Origin of the sequence: Microtetraspora sp. NBRC 13810 (assembly GCF_030268685.1) — a bacterium.
Taxonomy (GTDB): Bacteria; Actinomycetota; Actinomycetes; order Streptosporangiales; family Streptosporangiaceae; genus BSRQ01.
The window spans coordinates 52,822-71,555 of record NZ_BSRQ01000019.1 but is presented as its reverse complement, the minus strand read 5'-3'; the positions used below and the strand labels follow the sequence as shown (position 1 = coordinate 71,555).

19 protein-coding genes are annotated in these 18,734 nt (G+C 72.0%); 4 read left to right on the top strand and 15 right to left on the bottom strand.

Annotated features, from left to right (window positions below):
- Positions 1 to 172: 172 nt before the first annotated feature.
- Entirely contained in the window at positions 173 to 934 is a 762-nt protein-coding gene (locus tag QSK26_RS30820; RefSeq protein ID WP_285778806.1) for a glycoside hydrolase family 16 protein, read from the bottom strand.
- Between the two features lie 228 nt (positions 935 to 1,162).
- Here QSK26_RS30820 and QSK26_RS30815 point away from each other — a divergent pair, with 228 nt between their 5' ends.
- Entirely contained in the window at positions 1,163 to 2,551 is a 1,389-nt protein-coding gene (locus tag QSK26_RS30815; RefSeq protein WP_285778805.1) for a hypothetical protein, read from the top strand.
- Between the two features lie 604 nt (positions 2,552 to 3,155).
- On the opposite strand, the gene QSK26_RS30810 is transcribed toward QSK26_RS30815, so the two are convergent.
- The 9 genes from QSK26_RS30810 to QSK26_RS30770 form a co-directional block, all read right to left on the bottom strand.
- Complete coding sequence (locus tag QSK26_RS30810) at positions 3,156 to 3,890, bottom strand: hypothetical protein (RefSeq protein ID WP_285778804.1); 735 nt, start codon at positions 3,888 to 3,890, stop codon at positions 3,156 to 3,158.
- Positions 3,890 to 4,984, bottom strand: a complete 1,095-nt coding sequence (locus QSK26_RS30805) for a MinD/ParA family ATP-binding protein (RefSeq protein ID WP_285778803.1) — start codon at positions 4,982 to 4,984, stop codon at positions 3,890 to 3,892. Before QSK26_RS30805 ends, QSK26_RS30810 begins: the two co-directional genes overlap by 1 nt.
- A 34-nt stretch (positions 4,985 to 5,018) precedes the next feature.
- Positions 5,019 to 6,755, bottom strand: coding sequence for a hypothetical protein (locus QSK26_RS30800; protein ID WP_285778802.1), 1,737 nt, complete (start codon positions 6,753 to 6,755; stop codon positions 5,019 to 5,021).
- Positions 6,752 to 8,314: a hypothetical protein gene (locus QSK26_RS30795; RefSeq protein ID WP_285778801.1), complete on the bottom strand. Its 1,563-nt coding sequence runs from the start codon at positions 8,312 to 8,314 to the stop codon at positions 6,752 to 6,754. Before QSK26_RS30795 ends, QSK26_RS30800 begins: the two co-directional genes overlap by 4 nt.
- 1,083 nt (positions 8,315 to 9,397) lie before the next feature.
- Entirely contained in the window at positions 9,398 to 9,865 is a 468-nt protein-coding gene (locus tag QSK26_RS30790) for a hypothetical protein (RefSeq protein ID WP_285778800.1), read from the bottom strand.
- Positions 9,866 to 10,007: 142 nt separating this feature from the next.
- A complete protein-coding gene (locus QSK26_RS30785) occupies positions 10,008 to 10,643 on the bottom strand; it encodes an ATP-dependent Clp protease proteolytic subunit (RefSeq protein WP_285778799.1) in 636 nt (211 codons plus the stop codon).
- Positions 10,640 to 11,296: a ClpP family protease gene (locus QSK26_RS30780; protein WP_285778798.1), complete on the bottom strand. Its 657-nt coding sequence runs from the start codon at positions 11,294 to 11,296 to the stop codon at positions 10,640 to 10,642. Before QSK26_RS30780 ends, QSK26_RS30785 begins: the two co-directional genes overlap by 4 nt.
- Before the next feature lie 203 nt (positions 11,297 to 11,499).
- A complete protein-coding gene (locus QSK26_RS30775; RefSeq protein WP_285778797.1) occupies positions 11,500 to 12,063 on the bottom strand; it encodes an HAD-IA family hydrolase in 564 nt (187 codons plus the stop codon).
- Positions 12,064 to 12,206: 143 nt separating this feature from the next.
- Positions 12,207 to 12,566, bottom strand: coding sequence for a hypothetical protein (locus QSK26_RS30770; RefSeq protein ID WP_285778796.1), 360 nt, complete (start codon positions 12,564 to 12,566; stop codon positions 12,207 to 12,209).
- A 217-nt stretch (positions 12,567 to 12,783) separates the two neighbouring features.
- Here QSK26_RS30770 and QSK26_RS30765 point away from each other — a divergent pair, with 217 nt between their 5' ends.
- Entirely contained in the window at positions 12,784 to 12,945 is a 162-nt protein-coding gene (locus QSK26_RS30765) for a hypothetical protein (protein WP_285778795.1), read from the top strand.
- A gap of 270 nt (positions 12,946 to 13,215) precedes the next feature.
- Here the strand turns inward: QSK26_RS30765 and QSK26_RS30760 are convergent, their stop codons facing one another.
- Together QSK26_RS30760 and QSK26_RS30755 are read right to left on the bottom strand one after the other, a co-directional pair.
- Positions 13,216 to 13,827 (bottom strand): TetR/AcrR family transcriptional regulator, encoded by a 612-nt coding sequence (locus tag QSK26_RS30760; protein ID WP_285778794.1) that lies wholly within the window; start codon positions 13,825 to 13,827, stop codon positions 13,216 to 13,218.
- Positions 13,828 to 14,041: 214 nt separating this feature from the next.
- Complete coding sequence (locus QSK26_RS30755; RefSeq protein WP_285778793.1) at positions 14,042 to 14,911, bottom strand: aldo/keto reductase; 870 nt, start codon at positions 14,909 to 14,911, stop codon at positions 14,042 to 14,044.
- A gap of 276 nt (positions 14,912 to 15,187) precedes the next feature.
- Here QSK26_RS30755 and QSK26_RS30750 point away from each other — a divergent pair, with 276 nt between their 5' ends.
- Positions 15,188 to 15,976 carry a carbonic anhydrase family protein gene (locus QSK26_RS30750; protein WP_285778792.1) on the top strand — a complete coding sequence of 263 codons (789 nt, stop codon included), beginning with the start codon at positions 15,188 to 15,190 and terminating at the stop codon, positions 15,974 to 15,976.
- 20 nt (positions 15,977 to 15,996) lie between these two features.
- Here QSK26_RS30750 and QSK26_RS30745 read toward each other — a convergent pair whose 3' ends face one another.
- The 3 genes from QSK26_RS30745 to QSK26_RS30735 all read right to left on the bottom strand — a co-directional run bounded on the left by QSK26_RS30745 (position 15,997) and on the right by QSK26_RS30735 (position 17,791).
- Entirely contained in the window at positions 15,997 to 16,134 is a 138-nt protein-coding gene (locus QSK26_RS30745) for a hypothetical protein (protein WP_285778791.1), read from the bottom strand.
- 43 nt (positions 16,135 to 16,177) lie between these two features.
- Positions 16,178 to 16,435 (bottom strand): hypothetical protein, encoded by a 258-nt coding sequence (locus QSK26_RS30740; RefSeq protein ID WP_285778790.1) that lies wholly within the window; start codon positions 16,433 to 16,435, stop codon positions 16,178 to 16,180.
- Positions 16,436 to 16,513: 78 nt separating this feature from the next.
- The gene (locus QSK26_RS30735; RefSeq protein WP_285778789.1) at positions 16,514 to 17,791 is read right to left on the bottom strand and encodes a flavin-dependent oxidoreductase; all 1,278 of its coding nucleotides are present in this window, start codon (positions 17,789 to 17,791) and stop codon (positions 16,514 to 16,516) included.
- Positions 17,792 to 17,944: 153 nt separating this feature from the next.
- Here QSK26_RS30735 and QSK26_RS30730 point away from each other — a divergent pair, with 153 nt between their 5' ends.
- Positions 17,945 to 18,703 (top strand): IclR family transcriptional regulator, encoded by a 759-nt coding sequence (locus tag QSK26_RS30730; protein WP_285778788.1) that lies wholly within the window; start codon positions 17,945 to 17,947, stop codon positions 18,701 to 18,703.
- The last annotated feature ends 31 nt before the right edge of the window (positions 18,704 to 18,734 follow it).

The following is an 18,734-nucleotide window of genomic DNA, read 5'->3' as shown; positions in this document are numbered from 1 at the left end:
GTGACCCGCGCGGCGTGCTCCGCGGTCCGCCGGTTTCCCCTGAGTCATGACATGGCGACGGCCCCGTCGTCGCGGCCAGATGTCAACCGTACTCGGGAGTGCCCTCCGTTGTCGAAGGGTCGTGCAGCGTGACGGCCCCCGCGCGGGGTCGCGGGGGGCCGTGCCCGGCGGACTATCCCGTGGTGAGCGGATAGATGCGGAGCCAGTCCACCTCCATCCAGCCCTCTCCCGGGGAGTTGTCGCCGGGGAACCAGTCCAGTTGCAGGGTGGCCGTCATCGGGCTCTGCGTCGTGCGGGACGAGCGGAACCATTCGCGCCCGTCGAGATACCCGACGATGCCGTCGGCGGAGACCTCGACGCCGTAGGTGTGCCACTGGGTCAGGTCGATGTTGGCGTGCGCCTGTTCCTGGCGTCCGCCGGGGGCGTGCAGGAAGAAGTTCGCCCGCTGCCGTTGCGGGTCGTTGACGACCTCGAAGTAGTCGATCTCCTCGCCGGTGGCGCTGGCGACGTTGCCGCCGCCGTTCTGCGGCCACAGCAGCGCGACCGGGTGGTAGTTCCCCGCGCCCGGGTAGAGCCGGATCCTGGTCTCCCACCGGCCGCGCGCCTGCGCGAACCGGGTGGCCATGCCCGCGGTGTCGCCGTTCTCCCTGCCCCACAGGAAGAGCGACCCGCCGCCGATGAACGCCTGGTCCTGGGTACGCCGTCCGTTGCCCGCGTGCCCGGCCGAGTTGTACATCTCCCAGTCCGAGGTGTCCACGTGATCGGTGAACTCCTCACACCACACGGGCGCCCCCCAGTTCGGGTGGGCGCCGTCCGCCGGACACGGCCCGGCCGCGGTCGCCTGCGCGGAGGGCAGGGAGGTGACGGCCAGCGCGGCCACCGTGCCGAGGACGACCGTACGCACGAGGGCTCGCGGGAGCAGGCGGGAGATCATGAGTTCTCCTCGGAACGGGCGCAGAGCGCGGAGGGACTGAAGGACCAGCAACCGACCTGTGCCGGAACCTGGCCGAGCACCGGCGTCCGCGGCGTCGGCGACACCGTCAGCCCCGGCACCACCGGAGGCGCGAACACCCACCGGGGCGCCCCCGCCGGGTCCGCCCCCTTGGGCGCGTCCGCGCCGATGGTACGGCCCCGCCACGGCGCGAGACTCCAGCACTCCGCCTTGTCGAACGGCCGGCACGACGCCGGATCGACGGAGGCGGCCCGCCGCAGCGGCGGCAACGGCAGCACCTTCCGCGGCGCCGGCTGGGCCGCCGCCGACTGCGGACCGCGCGCCCAGTACGGCGAGCCCGCCCGCACCGGCGGCACCGGGGCGGCCGGCGGCGTGACCCTGGTCGTCGGGATGACCGCGGGGGTCGCCGTCGGCGCCGGCGTCGCGGTCTGCGCCGGGCGGGGGGCGGCGGGCGGCCTGGACGCGTTCCCGACGCCCGGCTGCGGAGCCGTGGACCTGGCCACCGGCGGCCGGTTCACCGGCGGCTTAGGCGGGCTCGGCGGGTTGGCCCGCGGGGGCGGGCTGGTGGCCGGCTTGGCGGGCGGGCTGGTGGCCGGTTTCGGGGCCCGGGTGGTCGCCGGTGGGCTGGACTCGCCGCCGGGGGCCGGGGAGCCGCTGGGCTTCGGGGCCGGAGTCGGCGGCGCGGGCGCGGGGTCGGGTGACGCCGGGGTGAGGATCGGCAGCTTGATCGTCGGCAGGGTGACGGGCGACGAGGGGGCGGGGGCGGGTGTGGCGCCACCGGTGGGGGTGGCGCTACCCGTCGGGGTGGTCTCCGGCTTCGCCTCGGGTGACGGCGTCGGCTTCGCGGTGGTCTGCCGCGCGTCGGGGGTGGGCGTAGCCGCCGGGGTGGTCTCCGGGGGCGCGCTCGGCGGCGGGGTGGTGGGCGGGGTGGTGGGCGGCGTGATCCTCGGCCGTGGGATGAGGCGCAGCGGGGGGCGGCGGGCCGGTGGGCGGGTGGCCGAACCGGTCGGGGACGGGGCCGGCGTCGCGGATTCGGCCGGAGGCGGCGAAGGGTCGGGCGTCCGGTCCGGGTCGGGGGTCCGGTCGGGGTCAGGGGTGCGCTCGGCCGGGGGCAGGGGGACCGGAGGGATCGGCGCGGGGTCGATCGGCGGGCGCGGTGCCGGGATCGTCGCGGTCCCCGTCGTCGTGGGGGACGCCGTCGGGACCCCCGACGGCTGCTGCGTGGGGTTCCCGGACGGGTCACCCGGCGGGCGTCCCGAGGGGTTCCCGGACGGGGCCGCGGTGGGGGACCCGGTGGGGGACCCGGTTGGGGACCCGGATCGCGTCGGGGGCGCCGGTGTGACCTGCGGCGGGGTCGGGCGCGGGGTTCGTACGAAGCCCGGCGGGCGCGGGTATCTGACGGGCGGTCTGATCCGCTCCGTCGGTGCCGCGCTGCCGGTGGGGGCCGGGGTGCGCGCGTCCGGGGGCTGCCCTTCGGGATCACGGGGCCGCGGGACGCGGTCGGCGTCCCGGGGCGGTGCCGTGCGGTCGGTGTCGCGCGGTGGCCGCACGTTGTCAGGAGTGTCGTCCGGGGCGCGGGACGGGGTGCGGCCGAAGTAGCCCGGGGGCGGGGTGCGGACCGAGTCGACGTCCCGGGAGTTCCGGTCGAGGCCGTCGGACGGGAGTGTCCGCACCGGGGTGCTGGGCTGCGGCTGGTCGCCTGTGGGGGAGTCCGCGGAGCCGTCGCGCGGGTCGGCCGGTGGGCGGGCAGCGGAGTCCCTGGCAGGGCCGCCGACGGGGGCGTCCGAAGAGCCGGCGGGAGCGTCCGCCGAGCTGTTCGCGGCGCCGTCCGGAGAGCTGTTCGCGGCGCCGTCCGGAGAGCCGTCGGGGGCGGCGGCACCGTCGGGGGCGGAAGGACCGTCGGGGGCGCCGGGGGGATCGTCCGGGGAGTCGCCGGAGGGGGAGTTCGCGGAGTCGTCCGCGGGGGTGTCCGCCGGGAGGCCGTCGTTCCGGGGGGTGTCCGGGGAGGCGGGGGCGGAGGCGGCCAGGGGGTCGAGGGGAGGGGCCGGGGCCACTTCGCCGCTCCGGCCGGGTTCGGCGACCGCGGCCCACGGGTAGCCGATGATCAGACCGGTTGACGCCGAGATCCCGGTGAGAAGAAGCCCGGAGATCACACTCTGGCGCCGGGAGGGGCTGCGGGGGGTCATGGATCCTCCACCTCGAACTATGACGTAGGGCCTGCGATGGGCTTCCAGCCCGCTGCGCGGAACTCGGGAGTGCCCGGCGTGGCCACCGGGGGGATGGCGGCGGGCGAGGGGTCGGGCACGTTGACCCAGTCCCCGGCGGACCCGTCGCGGATATCGGTGCGCCAGGCCATCAACAGGCTCATGGCGTAAGGACTCGAATAGGCGGGCTCGTCGCTCGCCGTACCTTTCGTGGCGTCCACCTGGACCAGTACGGACACCAGCACCTGGTCCCCGGCGCGCTTGGTCCACTGGACGCCGACCGGAGTCGTGCGCAGGGCCGCGCCCTCGGGCAGGTCGCCCTCCTCGGGCAGGCCGAGCGCCGCGCGCCACTCCTGCACGGCGGCGTTGGCGCCCTCCCGGGCGGCCTCCTGCTGCTCGGGCGGCGCGTACAGCACGGCGGCCTGTTCGGCGTCCGCGGTCTCCAACGTCCAGGCGGCCTCCAGCGCCGCCGTCGCGGCGGAGGCCGCGCCCAGCTCGGTGCGCGGGAACCCGATGGGATAACCGGCCTCGCCGTGGTAGCCGGAGGGCTTGGCCAGGGAGACGGCCGGGTTCGCGGGCGGGGCCGGGGTGGCGGCCGGCGCCTGCCGTACGGCCAGCCACACCCCGAGACCTATGACGAGCACGCCCACGATCGCCACGGCCGCCCAGTGGACGATGCGCCGCGGCGAACGGAGACCCCAGTCGAGCGCGGGGTCTTCGATGATCTGTCCCACTACCGGCCCCGGTCCTGCCGAACCCCGAAAGCCTGGCCGGCGGCGGCGGCGAGACGCAGGTAGGCGGCCCGGGTCGCGGGGCGCAGCCGCAGCAGGTCCACCTCCGCGCCCTCCCGCAGGTGCGGGTCGAACGGCACCCGGATGACGGCCCGGCAGCGGGAGGCGAAGTGCTGCTCCAGCAGGTTCAGGTCCACGTCGGTCTTGGGCTCCACGGCGTTGAGCACGACGATGGCGTTCTTGACCAGGTTGGTGTGGCCGTGCGCGGTGAGCCAGTCCAGGGTGGCGGCGGCGGAGCTGGCGCCGTCCACGGCGACCAGGCTGACCAGCACGATCTGGTCGGCCATCTCCAGCGTCGCGCCCATCGCGCCGTGCAGCAGCCCGGTGCCGCAGTCGGTGATGCAGATCGAGTAGTAGCGCTCGATGAGGTTGGCGACCGTGCGGTAGTCCTCCGCGTTGAACGCCTCGCTCACCGCGGGGTCGGTGTCGGAGGCGAGCACCTCCAGCCGGGCGGGCGACTGGGAGGTGAAGGCGCGGGCGTCGGCGTACCGCGCGATGTGCCCGGCCTCGGCCAGCAGCGTGCGGATGGTGGCGGCGGTCTCCGACTTGACCTTCAGGCCGAGGGTGCCCCGGTCCGGGTTGGCGTCCACCGCGATCACCCGGTCGCCGCGCAGGGAGGCCAGGGTGTTGCCGAGGGCGACGGTCGTCGTGGTCTTGCCGACCCCGCCCTTCAGGCTCATCACGGCGATCCGGTGGTGGCCGCTGGCGACCGGGATCTGCGCCTGGGCGATCAGCGTGCGGCGTTCCAGTTCGGACGAGGACTCGCCCGGGATGATCCGGCCGCCGGACAGTCGCCAGACGAGCCGCCGCCACCCGCCGGCCGGTTCGGGACGGCGGTTGGTGAGCAGGTGCTCGGCCGTGAGCGGGACCGTCTCGGGGTAGCGGTCGGGCTGCATGGACGACGTCAGCGGCGGCGTCAGCGGAGACGTCGGGGGCGGCGTCAGCGGAGACGTCGGGGGCGTCGGGGTCGGGGTCGGCGTCGGCTGCGTCGGCTGCGCCGGCGAGGTCGGATGGGTCCGGGGGGAGGTCTCGGTCATGTCCGCGGGGTCCTTTCGCGAGGCGGCGGGGGTGTCAGCAGGTGCTCCAGCGCACCGTCGTGGTGATCGAGCCTTGGGGGCCGTGCAGCGTCAGCGGAGCGGTGACCTCGGCCGGTGCGCCGCACCAGTTGCGGACCCGCAGCGCGCGCAGCACGACGACCTGGGTCTGACCGTCCTCCAACGTGCCGCTGGACGGCGTGGCCTCCAGGCCGGGCGCCGTGATCCGCCATTCCAGCGGCGGCCCGGTGAAGGTGAGGGGCATGCTGCCCCAGCCGAAGTCGTCCAGGGACACCTTGGAGGGGATCGTCAGCGCGCCGTCGATCGTGCCGGTGGTCGGTGGAGACTGGACCGCGGTGGGCCGCGGGGTGTTCGCCGGGGGCTCCTCGGCGCCGGGGCCGAGGAACTGGATGCCCGTCCAGATGCCCGCCGTGCCCGCGATGGCGATGATCAGCGTTTTCAGGGTGGTGGTGCGGAGCCGGGCGGAGATCCGCTCGCGCAGCGCGGAACGTTCCTCGTCCGGCGGGTCCGCGTGGTCCGGCCAGGAGCTGTCCGGCCAGGAGGGGATGACCGGCGGCTCGGCGACGTCCGCCGGGGTGGGCGCGGACAGCGCGAAACCCGGCTCGCCGGGGCCGGGGCCGGGGTTGGGGGCCGGGTGGGAAGCAGGGCCGGGCACCCGGGGGGGCGCCTGAGGCTGCCGGAAGACCGGGGGCTGCTCGAAGAGCGGCGGCGGCTGGTTCCGCTGCTCGGGGGCGGGTTTCTTGATCGGTACCGTGGTGTCCTCGGTGCGTTCCGCCTTGGACAGGACCTCGCGGGCCCACGCCTGGGACCGCAGCGCGTCATAGAGCGGGGTGTCGTGGCCGTGCCTGCGCGGCCGGGTGGGCAGCCCGGCCTCGATGTTCGGCAGGGTGATCTCCTCGGGGCCCGCCGTCGTGGGCGGCGGCGGCGCCGGTGGCTGCCTGTGCGGGGAGGGGGGCGGGCTCGCCGGGCGCACCGGCTGTTCCGGCTGCCGGGGCTCGGCGCGGGCCGGGCGCTCGGGCGGCTCCGGCGGGGGGAGCGCGGCGAGCAGCCGCTGCCTGACCTCCGGGGTCAGCGGCTTGACCGGCGGGTGGCAGATGAGCTGCGGCACGGTGTAGCGGATGCTGATCGGCCGCGTGCACACCTGGCACTGCATCATGTGGCTGAGCAGCGTCATGCGGGCCCGGCTGAAGTCGGCGGGCGAGCGCGGCCCCCGCTCCTCGGAGAAGAGCGCGTCCACCAGCGGGGCCAGCTCCGCGCAGGCGTGCCGGTCGTGGGCGAGCGCGTCCAGGCCGCTGACCAGCGTCTCGATCAGGTCCTGGGTGCGGTTGGCGAGCCTGCCGACCTCTTCGGCGGGCATCCCGAGCACGTGGGCGAGGTCCTCGGTGGCCAGCGCGTGCCGGTACATCAGCCGCAGCGTCTCGGTGCCGAGCGGGTCGGCGAGCGTCCACGCCTGCTCGATCAGCCTGCTGTCCGGCATCCCGGGGCCGCCGCTCGGCTCGTACTCGCGGCCCTGCCCGGGGCGCGCCAGGCAGTCGCGCCGCAGTACGGCGAGCAGCCTGGCCCGTACCGGGACGTCGTCGTCGCCGGTCTCGCGCAGGCACGCGGACAGGGCGGAGCCGACCGCGGTCACGGCCTGGGCGGGTTCGAGGTGATAGCCGGCGTAGTCCACCAGATGCGCCGCGTGCTCGTCCACCCAGGCCGCGCCCGGCCCGGGGCCGAGAACCGTGTTCTCGGCTCCGGTGGGCGTGCTCATTGCTCGGTGACCTCGAAGGGATCCGGCTCGATCTGGCCGGCGCCGGGTTGGACGGTGACCCGGCTGGGCTGGACGGGCACGGGGGTGGACGGGTTCCGCACCTCGATGTCCAGGTTCCTTTCCGGTAGGCCGGTGAACTTCGTCCAGTTGCTCACCTCGCCGGGGGCCGGGTCCGCCAGCAGCCAGCGGATGAAGGCGGGCCACATGCACGAGTCGCGCGGGATCACGCCGGTGGGCAGCGGGCTGTCGCTGTCACTGGACCGGAGGTCCCGCAACTGGGCCTCGGTGTAGTCGCGGCAGGTGGGGGTGCCGGGCGGGGCGATGTTGAGGTCCCACACGCCGTTGGCGTCGGTGTACCGCTGGTTCCCGTTCAGGCCGAGGGCTTCGTAGGCCCGGCGGAGCAGTTCGGGGTCCTGGAAGACCGGCAACTGGTTCTGGGTGCGCGTCGGGCTGGGGGCCACCGGGGACTGTGACGGGTTCGGCGGCGGATTCTGTGACGGGTTCGGCGGCGGGTTCTGTGACGGGTTCGGCGGCGGGGACACGCTGGGGAGCGGCGCCTGGGAGATCGGCGGCGGGGAGGCGCTCGGCAGCGGCGCCCGGGACGCCGTCGGCGTGCGGGGCGGCAGGAGCTCCCGGTTGCTCGTGCTGGGCAGCGGGGTCTGCGTCGGGCGGGTCCGGCGCGGCGAGTCGTCCCGCCCGCTCGGCGTGGGCTGCGGCGCGTCGGTGGGCCGGATCCGCGGCGTGGACCACGGGTCGCCGGGCCGTACCCGCTCGGACGGCTGCGGGGCGTTCGTCGGCCGGTCGCGCCGGCCGGGCGGCGGGGTGGTGTAGAGGGACGCGGTCGCCGTGGGGGCCTGGGAGCCGGTCGGGAGCGCGGTGGGGCAGCCGGCGCCGAGCTGCCGGTCGCCGCCGCGCCCGCCCTCGCCCGGCCGTACGGCGGGCACCAGCGGGACGCCGTTCGGAGCGCGCAGGCATCCCGGCGGAGCGGGTGAGACGTCCGCGAACGAGCGCTCCGGCGTCGGGGGCGCGGGATCCTGCGGCGCGCCGGCGGGGGGCGTGTCCACCGGGGAGGGAAGCGGGTGCGGGGGCGGCGAGCCCGGGTCGTCGCGCGGGGGGCTCCCGTCGCGGCCCTGCTCGTCCTGGCCGCCATCGTTGCGGCCCTGGTCGTCCTGGCCGCCGCCGTCGCGGTCGTCCTGGCTGTTACCGTCGCGGTCCGGATCGACCGGGCGCAGGCCGTCGCGGGAGTTCCCGTCCGGCACCGGCAGCGGCGTGCAGTCCCTGCCCGTGGACTCGATCACCCTGCCCTCGGGCGTGGTGGTCAGGCAGATGCGTAATCGGCCGTCGTCGCCTTGTTCGCGGTTCTCGTCCGTGCGCGGCGCCTCGGGTGCCTCCGGCCCGTCGGTCGGGGCGAACGTCCACAGCTCGGCCTGCTCGTCCAGCCGGTACGTGCCGGCCGCCAGGCGTATCGACTGCTCGCCGGATGGCGACGGGGAGGTCAGGAGAACTCCCAGCCCGGCGCCCGCGCCGAAGACGCCGATCGCCAGACTGGTCGTGATCACCGTCGTGCGGGAAAACCTCCGTGACGATGTCATGTTGAACGTGCCTCCTCTTCCAGCGGGGCGTCAGACGCCTTCGCTCTCCAAGAGTTCGGTCCACTTCCCCCATCACGCGGACACGCTCGGTCGAACCAGCAGGTGGGATACAGGCCGAGGCGCCGCCGCTGGTCCGTGGACCCGGCCATCTGGACAATCGCCGGTGGCGGGCCGAACCGAATGCCGTGCGGCTCGAATGGCTCGGGTTCCCGGTGCAAAGCGGGCTGAACTGTGGATCGGCGCCGCCTCGACGGCATCCGAGTGAGGGCATGGTCAAGGGAATCACCGGCCCGACGGGACGGGATAACTGACCTATGCCGAGACACAAACCCTGATATTAGACCGAGGGTGATCGGGTGGGAAGATAAAAAAGTGAGGCAATTACCGCTTTAGCATGAGAGGTTTGGAATAACACCTAGGGAGTGATAGGGCCTATCCGAAACCCGCGCCCTGTTGATCATGCCAAAGGGCGGTTGTGCTGCGGATTCGTGCCCGGAGGCCCCTGGGGAGGCGCCGGGTCCCCGGGTGCCCGGCGGGTGTACACCTGGCGTTCCAGGTAGTGGAAGAAAACGTTCAGCAGGGCGTTGAGCTGCCGTTTCCCGCCCGCGAATGGTGATCTATTCCGTATCGGTATGGGTCGTGAGTATGCGATTGCAGATGCACGTGCATTCGGGTCGGCTCGGGGGTGGAGCGTTTATCAGCGGGGTTTGTGGGGGCCGAATGTTGCACGAAGGTTGCATGATCATGGCACGGTGGCGGGCCGCCCGGGCCTCACCGGGGCGCATTGGCGGTGTGCGCGGGCCTCATTTCGCAACCGCTCCGAGGGGCGCCGTGCCACGCTTCCGCCGTCGGAGGCCGGTGCGCATTCCGATTCTCCGATACCCCGGGCACGCCGTCTCCATGCGCTTGTCAACCATCGAGTTCGGCCCTCTGAGTTCGGCCCTCTGGGGCCCTCCGAGTTCGGCCCTCGACCGGCTCCCCTGGCGGCGGCGGCCGGTTGTCCGGCCCGCCGCAGGTCGGTGCCTCGGCCGTAGTCGGCGCCCGCCGGGGTCAGAGGTAGGAGCGCGAGATCGCGGCCAGCTCGGGGAGGGTGCCGGTGGTGATGGTGACGACGGCGGTCTTCGGCGCCCGCTCGCGGACGTCCTCGCTCCTGATGGCCATCACCGCGGGCGGGCTCGCCAGGTCACCGTAACGCCCGGTCACCGCGTCGGTGATCACCGATCTCGCGTCGGAGACCATCTCCTTCGCCGACCGCTGGGACTCGGCGGTGGACAGGAAACCGAGCATCGCGGCGAACCGCAGATCCTCGGTCACCGGGCGCGGGGCGCCGTCGCCGCCCGGCACGGCCGACGGCCGGTCCAGCCAGAACGTCCTGCCGTACAGGCAGCCGGGATAGGAGCTGTCCTGCGGTCGCAGCGTGCGCACCGCGCCGGCGAGCAACTCGCCGAACTCGGCCAGGTCGGCGCCTGGAGGCAGATCGGTGGTGACCAGCAGCGGCACTGTCAATGCGTCCAGCATCAGGCATCCCTCCATGTGGTCGCTCATCGTAGAGGGCGCCACTGACAGTCTCGGCGTGTTGACGCCGCGCTTAGGAGGGCCTGACCGCTCTATGAGAGGGGACGGCCCACCAGCGGGCTGGTGGGCCGGTGGAGGTCGGGCGTCAGCTTCGTACCAGGGACGGGATGCGCTTGCGGCCGGTGTAGACGTCGTCGATGAGGCCGTACTCCTTGGCCTCCTCGGCGGTGAGGATCTTGTCGCGCTCCATGTCCTTGCGGACCTTGGCGGTCGGATGGCCGGTGTGCCGGGAGATGAGCTCCTCCTGCAGATCGCGCAGCCGGAGGATCTCGTTGGCCTGGATCTCCAGGTCGCTGGACTGGCCGCGACCGCCCTGCGTCCACGGCTGGTGGATGAGGACCCGCGCGTTCGGCAGCGCCGCCCGCTTGCCGGGCGCGCCGGCGGCGAGGAGCACCGCCGCCGCCGAGGCCGCCTGGCCCAGGCAGACCGTCTGCACCTCCGGCTTGATGAACTGCATCGTGTCGTAGATGGCGGCCATCGAGGTGAACGACCCGCCCGGCGAGTTGATGTAGAGATGGATGTCCCGGTCGGGGTCCATCGACTCCAGGGTGAGCAACTGCGCCATGACGTCGTTGGCCGAGGTGTCGTCGATCTCCACGCCGAGGAAGATGATCCGGTCCTCGAACAGCTTGTTGTACGGGCTCGTCTCCTTCACGCCGTACGTCGTGCGCTCGACGAACGAGGGCAGCACGTAGCGGGCCTGCGGCCCGGGGCCGGTCAAGAGACCGCTCCGCCGGCCACGACCCGGTCGGCGCTGCGCACGACCTGGTCGATCAGGCCGTACTCCTTGGCCTCCTCGGCCACGAACCAGCGGTCCCGCTCGAAGTCGGCCTTGATCTGCTCCACGCTCTGCCCGCTGTGCCGGGCGATGAGCTCGGCGCTGGTCTGCTTGACGTAGAGCATCTGCTCGGCCTGGATCGCGATGTCGGTCGCGGAGCCGCCGATGCCGCCGCTCGGCTGGTGCATCATGATCCGCGAATGCGGAAGGGCATATCGCTTTCCCGGCGTGCCGCAGGTCAGCAGGATTTGCCCCATGGAGGCCGCGAGCCCGATGCCGACCGTGGCGACGTCATTGGGCACGTATTCCATCATGTCGTAGATGGCCATTCCGGCACTCACGGAACCGCCCGGCGAGTTGATGTAGAGAAAGATGTCGCGCTCGCGGTCCTCGGCGCTCAGCAGCAGCAACTCGGAGCAGATGCGGTTGGCGATCTCGTCGTCGACCTCCTGGCCGAGGAAGATGATGCGCTGCTGGCGGAGGCGGTTGTAGAGCTGGTCCAGGCCGGTGAGGTGGGGTGCGTCCGTCGTCCGCGCGCGGATGGGGGCCACGTGGTCGAGGGGCCGCCGGCCCGAGGTGTCCCACGGATTGGTCATTGCTGCGACTCCCCTTCGTCAATGAGCTTCCGGACGCGTGGTGGACGCCGTCCTTCTCTGGACATTAACCACGGGGCCCCCGAATAAGTCCGTCCTTTCGCTGACGGCAAATTACTCTCACGGCTTATTACGCTTTAAGCGCATTACGCCTTCAGCAAATACCACTGCCGAAGTCGTATTGCCTGTGCTAGCGGGGGAGTCTTTTAGCGTGCCCGGTGGAGAACCGCGTTGATGCCGAGCGCCCGGGCCGCCTCGACGTTCTCGGCGCGGTCGTCGTGGAAGACGACGTTCGCGGGCTCGGCCTGGAGCAGTCGCAGGACCGTCTCGTAGATGGCCGGGTCCGGCTTCGTGAGGGACAGCCGGCAACTGTAGAAACGGTGGCTGAACGCCGCCGCCCAGGAGGCCCGGTCGACCGCCGCCGCCAGCGGCTCCGGCGCGTTCGACAACAGGGCCAGCCGGTCGCCCCGGGCCACGTGCTCCTCGATCGTCCGCAGCGCCGCCGGGTCGATCCGCGACCAGCTCGCGACATCCGCCGTCACCAGCTCGCCGACCAGCGGATCATCGGGCGCGAGCGCCCGCCCCAGCACCTCGCCCCAGTAGAGGTGGTCGGCCTGCCCGCGGTCGTACGGCAGGCGGTGACGCCAGTACCGGTCGCGGAACGTCTCGTCGTCCTGGCCGGCGAGGGCCGCCATCGCGGCGATGTCACCGGCCTGCTGCGGCAGCGAGATGACCTCTCCGTAGTCCAGCAGCGTCCAATGGGTCGTCATGGCTCCTCCTGCGAGTCGTGGTGCGAGTTCACGATCATTCTCAGCGCAGGGAAGGCGGTCATCCAGGGACGTCCGGCGAAAGTCTCCGCCGAGCCGGACGTGCCCCGGCGCACGGGGTGCTCCCGTGCGCCGGGGGTACCGGGTCAGGCGTCGGCGCAGATCACGAACACGCTGATGCCCACGTCGTTGTGGCCCGGCTGGCGGCCGAGACCGATCCAGCCGTTGTTGCCGTCGGTCGGGAACGAACCCACGAGGATCGCCTCGTTGCCGCGCGCCTCCGCGCCACCGCCGATGGCCACCTTGCCCGCCGGGCAGTAGGCATAACGACGCTGGAAGTTCGGCACGTTGGCGTTGGGGAGCCGCACCACCTGGTAGCCGGGCACGGCCTGGACCTGGGCCGCGGTGGGCGCCGCCTCCTCGGCCTGGGCGGCCGTCACCGTCAGCCCGATCCCTCCGGCGGCGATGACGGCGGTCGCGACGGCGGCGAGAGTCCTGATGCGCATGGCGTCTCCTGACACTGAAGTTGACAACCTGTCACGCAAAGTAAACGCAGCGTCGCTTCGGCGTGTCGAGCCTTACTTTTGTCACTCCGTAGTCGTCTTGTAGCTCAGAGTGATCACTGGTATCGGCTCGTGGGCCAGATGAGAATTTCCCCGAGGATCGTCGATTCGGCCGTCATCAGCGCGTCATAGGGGTGAACCTGACAGGCGGGGGGTGACCATGACGTACGTGCTGGTGCTCTGGGGTGAGCCCTGGGCCAAGGTGTGGGCCTACGCGGACCACGGGTGCTGCGACGTGCTGCTCAAGGGCCGTGACGCCGGGTGCGGCGAGTGGCGCTGTCCGGTTCGGCCGCCACGATTCGCAGACGCGGCGGCGAGGTGATCTGAGCGGCGACCCTCGACCTCACCTCTCACCTGCCCGCCTTCCCAACGAACGGCGGACCCGCGTACCGCTCGCCCCTCTCCGGAGAGCGATCGGTGCCGCTCCGTTCACAGGCGCCGGGTACGTCCGCGGCACTTCTCGCCGTCGCGGCGCCTCGGAGGAGGTGGCCAGGGCACCAGAGCCGGGCGGGCTGCGGAGGTGGCTTTCGGATGGCTTACGGAGGTGGCTTCCGGATGGTTGGTGGATCACTTGTTGTGGGTGGCTGGCGGATCACTTGTTGCGGAGTAGGCCGTTGAGGGCGGCGTGGGCGAGGTTGTCGGCTTGGGTGGGGGTGAGTTCGCGGTGGCCGGTGAGGAGGCGGAAGACGAGAGGGCCGAAGAGGAGGTCGATGGCGGTTTCCACGTCGATGCCCGGGTCCGTCTCGCCTCGCCGTACGGCCCGCTCCCACAGCCGGCGGATCGCCTCCCGGCGGCCGTGCAGGAAGTAGATGCGGAAGTACGGCGCCGCCTCGGGATCGGTGACGCAGGCGGCCAGGAGTTGGGCGAACACGGCGCCGTCGAAGCTGGCGTAGAAGGAGCTGACCCGGCGGACCTGTTCGGTGAGGTCGCCGCGTGCCGTACCGGTGTCGGGTGGCTCGACGACCTCGGCCATGTGCCGGCCGAACGCCTCGGCGGCGACGGCGGTCTTCGACGGCCAGTGTTTGTAGATGGTGGCCTTGCTGACCCCGGAGCGCTCGGAGATCGTGTCCACGGTGACGGCGGGCAGGCCGCCCTCCAGCAGCAGTTCCCGTGTGGCGCGCAGTGCCGCCTCGTGCACCCGCCGGCTCCGCGTCCCGACGGGACAGACGAGGATCCCCTCGCCCGCCTCACCAGCCGAAGCCACCACACCCACCTCGCCCACCTCAGAAACAGGCCCACTTACCCCTGCCGAGGTGGGGGCGTCTGCCTCCGTGGAAGTACGGTTGCCCGCCTCGGAGGAAGGGGCGTCGGGGCCCGGCGGAGTGGGGGTGGGGAGAGCGTGGGGGTGGTCGGGGGTGGGGGGTGACGTACCCGGGGTGGTGTTCGGCACGGGACTCGGCTCTCCCCTTCGGGTTTGGTCAGCGGCCCTGGGCGGCGATCTGCTCGAACTCCTCGTCGGTGAGGTCGATGCCGGCCGCGGCGGTGTTCTCCTCCAGGTGCGCGACCCGCGACGTGCCCGGGATGGGCAGCATGACGGGCGAGCGACGGAGCAGCCATGCCAGGGCGAGCTGGGACGGGGTCACGCCACGGCCGCGGGCGATCTCGGCGAGCGGGCCGTCCTCCTTGGCCAGGGTACCGGTGGCCAGCGGGAAGTACGGGATGAAGGCGATGCCGTTCTTCTCGGAGTGGTCGAGGAGGCGCTCGGCGCTGCGGTTGACCAGGTTGTAGAGGTTCTGCACCGACACGATGGGCGCGATGCGCTCGGCGGCCTGGAGTTCTTCGACGGACACCTCGGACAGGCCGATGTGCCGGATCTTGCCCTCGTCCTGGAGCGACTTGAGCTCGCCGATCTGGTCGTCGAGCGGCACGTCGGGGTCGATCCGGTGCAACTGGAGCAGGTCGATGCGGTCCAGGCCGAGGTGCCGCAGGCTGAGCTCGACCTGCTGGCGGAGGTATTCGGGGCGGCCGACGGGAGTCCACTGGCCGGGGCCCTGACGGGTGAACCCCGCCTTGGTGGCGATCACGAGATCGTCCGGGTACGGGTGCAGCGCCTTCTTGATCAGCAGGTCGGCGACGAACGGGCCGTACGCGTCGGCCGTGTCGATGAGGGTGACGCCCAGCTCGACCGCGCGGCGCAGTACGCGCACGGCCTCGTCCGGGTCGGCGGGGTCTCCCCAGACGCCTGCGCCGGTGATTCGCATGGCGCCGAAGCCCAGGCGCACGACGGGCAGGTCCCCGCCGATGGCGAAGCTGCCGGAGGCTTCGGCGATCTTGGTGGAGGTCGACATGATCACTCCTATCTGAACTGAACGACCAGTTCAGATTATCGGCCGCCGTCGGAGGGTCGCATCCGGCCCGCCTTCCAGTGGGCGGAATGGGCGGATCGGGGGGCAAATCACTCCCACGGGACGTTTTCCGGCAGATTGGCGACCCGGAAACAGGGGTGCGATTTGCCCGTGATCTACTTACCGTGCTAATGCCACATAGCCCCCCGGATGTGGGCAAAGGGTCCGCAGCCGCTTTGTGCTGCGTCCGGAGGCGGCCGAACACGGAGGGCCTCCCGAATGTTTCGTCGTCTTGCCTGGACGACGGCGGCAGCAGCCGCCTCGCTCGTCCTGACGGCACTCCCCGTCTCCGCTCAGGCGCACGGCACCCAGTGCCCGGGCAACGGGACCGACCAGGCAGTTCAGAGTCCGATTGAGATCAACCGCGCCAAGGCGTGCCACGCCGCCGTTCCTGCCGTCGTCTTCCACTACCCGAGCACGGTGGACGGCGAGATCCTCTTCCAGGACAAGGCGCCGCTCGGCGGCGAGCCGAGCGAGCACGATGACGTCCGCTTCATCATCGGCGACGACGGCACGCAGCCGTACATCACGTACGGCGGTGCGCGGTACAACCTGAGCAATGTTCACTTCCACGGGCATGCAGAGCACAAGTTCGCCGGCCAGCCGTTCGCGCCGATCGAGGCGCACTTCGTGCACGAGAAGGCGACGGGCGGGCCCGGTTACGTGGTGCTGTCGGTCATGCTGGACGCCGCGCGCACCAGCACCCGGTCCGAGCACGACCGCCTGCTGAAGTCGCCGCCGGAACTGGGGGAGACGAAGGAGGTCTCCGACATCCGCCTCAAAGACCTGCTGCCCGAGAGCCGTACCACCTACCGGTACACCGGCTCCCTCACCACGCCCGACGCGGAGGGCAACTACTTCCAGCCGGTGAACTGGGTGGTCTTCGAGGACCACGCCAAGGCCAGCCGGTCAGGGATCGAGGGTTTCCGGTCGCTGTGGCCCGAGGATGAGACCAACACCCGCGAGCTTCAGCACAACGTTCCCGCCCCCAACATCTACGTCGACTAGGCTGTGTTCCGCGAACCAGGTCAGAGCCACTCGTTGATCGTGGCGATGTTGGCGGTGGCCTCGTAGCGCACGGCGAGCTTGTCGAAAGCGGGCCGCGACGTCCGGTGGCGGTTGAGCCGGCCGATGCCGCATTCCACGGCGTGGCGTCGCCTGTACACCTCGGGATCGAAGGCCGGTGGCCGGCCGCCCTTCGATCCCTTTTCACGTTGATCGGCCCTGATCGGGATGGTGGCCTGCCTGGGGCTGCCGCATCGGCCGAGCGGTCACGGACTGCACCCAGTCACCCTGCGGCGCGGTGAACCGGCCGAAGCCGAGCGCGACGGCCGCCATGGTGGCGATCAGGCAGACGCCGGCGGTGGTGGCCATCGTGAGCGGCCAGGTTCGCAGGCCGAGCCGTCCCATGCCGAGCCGGCGCCACCCGTCTCCGGAGTACCCCTCTCGGGTGACGACGAGCTGCATCGCGCGCCGGTTGCCGTGTTGGGGGGGCTTTGCCTGCCTGTGGTGTGGGTTGCGGGGGGATGAGCTGGTGGGGTGGGGCTAGTGGTCGGGGGTGCGGAGGGCTTCGGGGGAGTAGCCGGCGACCTCTTTGTAGCGTTGGGAGATCTGGGCCAGTTCCTCGACCTTGATGACGTCGTCGATCGAGGTGAAGGGCTGGTCGCCGGTGCGCTGCCACACCTCGCGGATGATCACGTCCGGCGGCATGCTCCGGTTGGCCAGGACGACCTGGGCGGTGGCGGGCAGCCGTTCCGCCTCGTAGGCGCGGAGTGCGGTCGCCGGGTCGGGGGTCTCGGTCAGGTGGCGGCGCAGGGCGCGGGCGTCGAGGATCGCCTGGCCGGCGCCGTTGGAGCCGCGCGGGACCATCGGGTGGGCGGCGTCGCCGAGTAGCGTGACCCGGCCGAAGCTCCACCGGTCCAGCGGGTCCTGGTCCACCATCGGGTACTCCAGCACGGTGTCCGAGCCGCGCATCATCGCCGGCACGTCCAGCCAGTCGAAGTGCCAGTCCTCGAACGCCCCGATGAAGTCCTCCAGCCGGCCGCGCCGGTTCCAGTCCCGCTGGAGGTGGCGCGGGGTCTTGATCTCGACGACCCAGTTGAGGAGCTGGTCGCCGCCTTCGAGGTTCCTGATCGGGTAGGCGACGAGCTTGCCGCGGTCGATCCAGCCGGCCCGCACCATGCTGGCGCCGGACAGGAAGGGCCTGCCCCGGGTGACGCCGCGCCACATGTTGATCCCGGAGTAGCGCGGTTCGCCCTCGCCGGGGTGCAACTGCCGGCGCAGCGCCGAGTGGATCCCGTCGCAGCCGATCACCACGCGGGCCCGTACGGCGGGCAGTTCGGTGTCGGCGGGGGAGCGGAAGCGGACCGTCACGCCGTCGTCGTCCTGCTCGACCCCGGTGCACCGGTGGCCGAGCACCACCGCGTCCGCGCCGAGCCGGTCCCGCACGGCGGTGAGCAGGACGGTGTGCAGGTCGCCGCGGTGGATCGAGTACTGCGGGTGCTCGTAGCCGGCGTGCCTGCCGGACGGCTCGCGGTAGATGAGCTGGCCGAAGCGGTTGAAGAACACCGATTCCCGGGTGACGATGCCGACTTCGCCCAGCGCGTCGCCGAGTCCGAGCCGGTGCAGGATGCGCGAGGCGTGCGGCAGCAGGTTGATGCCCACGCCGACCGGGCCGATCTCGGGCACGGCTTCGTAGACGCGGCAGCCGATTCCGGCGTCGTGCAGTTCGAGCGCGAGCACCAGACCGGCGATGCCGGCGCCGACGATGAGGACGTCGTCCTCGATCGAGGGGTTCGGTGAATCGCTGGAACGTCGCGGCATGAAGACTCCTGGCTCCTGTGCGGGGTTCCGCCGGGAGGCGGCGGGATGGGCCGGTACCGGCCGGGTGGCGCCCGGTCGAGCGCCGTGCACATCGTGCCATGTGTTGTGCAGAACGCACCGATTTGTCAAAATTTTTCTGCTATACAGAACACCATGTCCGACCAACTCCCCCCCTACGCCATCGGATCAGTGGACAAGGCCATGCTGATCCTGCTGATGATCCGCGACCGAGGGGAGGTCAGGGTCACCGACGTCAGCGACGAGCTGGGCGTCGCCCGGTCCACCGCGCACCGGCTGCTGCTGACGCTCGCGCACCGCGGATTCGTCGCGCAGGACCGGGTCTCCCGCGCCTACCGCGCCGGCCGGGTCGTCGTGGAGATCGGCCTGTCCGCGGTCGGCGAGCTGGACGTGCGGCGCAAGGCCAGGCGGCACATGGAGCGCCTGGCGGCCGAGCTGCACGAGACGGTGAACCTCATCGTCCTGGAGGGCAACGGCAGCCGGTTCATCGACGGCGTCGAAGGCGACCGGCCGCTGCGCGTCTCCTCGCGCACCGGGACGCTGCTGCCCGCGCACAGCACCTCGGGCGGCAAGGTGCTGCTCGCCGAGTTGGCCGACGAGGAGGCGCTCGCGCTCTTCCCCGACGGGCTGACCCGGGTCACCGACCGCACCATCACCGATCCGGACGCGCTGAGCGCGGAGTTGCGCAGTGTGCGCGATCTCGGCTACGGGGTGAACCACGAGGAGAGCGCGGCGGGGCTCGACGCGGTGGCGGTCTGTGTGCGCGACCACATGGGCCGGGCGCTGGCGGCGCTCGCGGTCAGCCTGCCCCACCAGCGGATGACCCAGGGCAACCTGCACATGATGCTCCCCGCGCTGCGGGCGACGGCGGAGGCGATCAGCCAGGACCTCTAGCGGAGGGTGGCGTGGCTGGCAAGCCCAGGTT

What these genes read in the sequence shown, in the direction of transcription:
- QSK26_RS30820 (WP_285778806.1), bottom strand. Translation starts at nt 934, where the DNA reads ATGATCTCCCGCCTGCTCCCGCGAGCCCTCGTGCGTACGGTCGTCCTC.
- QSK26_RS30805 (WP_285778803.1), bottom strand. Translation starts at nt 4,984, where the DNA reads ATGACCGAGACCTCCCCCCGGACCCATCCGACCTCGCCGGCGCAGCCG.
- QSK26_RS30800 (WP_285778802.1), bottom strand. Translation starts at nt 6,755, where the DNA reads ATGAGCACGCCCACCGGAGCCGAGAACACGGTTCTCGGCCCCGGGCCG.
- QSK26_RS30790 (WP_285778800.1), bottom strand. Translation starts at nt 9,865, where the DNA reads ATGCTGGACGCATTGACAGTGCCGCTGCTGGTCACCACCGATCTGCCT.
- QSK26_RS30780 (WP_285778798.1), bottom strand. Translation starts at nt 11,296, where the DNA reads ATGACCAATCCGTGGGACACCTCGGGCCGGCGGCCCCTCGACCACGTG.
- QSK26_RS30775 (WP_285778797.1), bottom strand. Translation starts at nt 12,063, where the DNA reads ATGACGACCCATTGGACGCTGCTGGACTACGGAGAGGTCATCTCGCTG.
- QSK26_RS30770 (WP_285778796.1), bottom strand. Translation starts at nt 12,566, where the DNA reads ATGCGCATCAGGACTCTCGCCGCCGTCGCGACCGCCGTCATCGCCGCC.
- QSK26_RS30765 (WP_285778795.1), top strand. Translation starts at nt 12,784, where the DNA reads ATGACGTACGTGCTGGTGCTCTGGGGTGAGCCCTGGGCCAAGGTGTGG.
- QSK26_RS30755 (WP_285778793.1), bottom strand. Translation starts at nt 14,911, where the DNA reads ATGTCGACCTCCACCAAGATCGCCGAAGCCTCCGGCAGCTTCGCCATC.
- QSK26_RS30750 (WP_285778792.1), top strand. Translation starts at nt 15,188, where the DNA reads ATGTTTCGTCGTCTTGCCTGGACGACGGCGGCAGCAGCCGCCTCGCTC.
- QSK26_RS30740 (WP_285778790.1), bottom strand. Translation starts at nt 16,435, where the DNA reads ATGCAGCTCGTCGTCACCCGAGAGGGGTACTCCGGAGACGGGTGGCGC.
- QSK26_RS30735 (WP_285778789.1), bottom strand. Translation starts at nt 17,791, where the DNA reads ATGCCGCGACGTTCCAGCGATTCACCGAACCCCTCGATCGAGGACGAC.
- QSK26_RS30730 (WP_285778788.1), top strand. Translation starts at nt 17,945, where the DNA reads ATGTCCGACCAACTCCCCCCCTACGCCATCGGATCAGTGGACAAGGCC.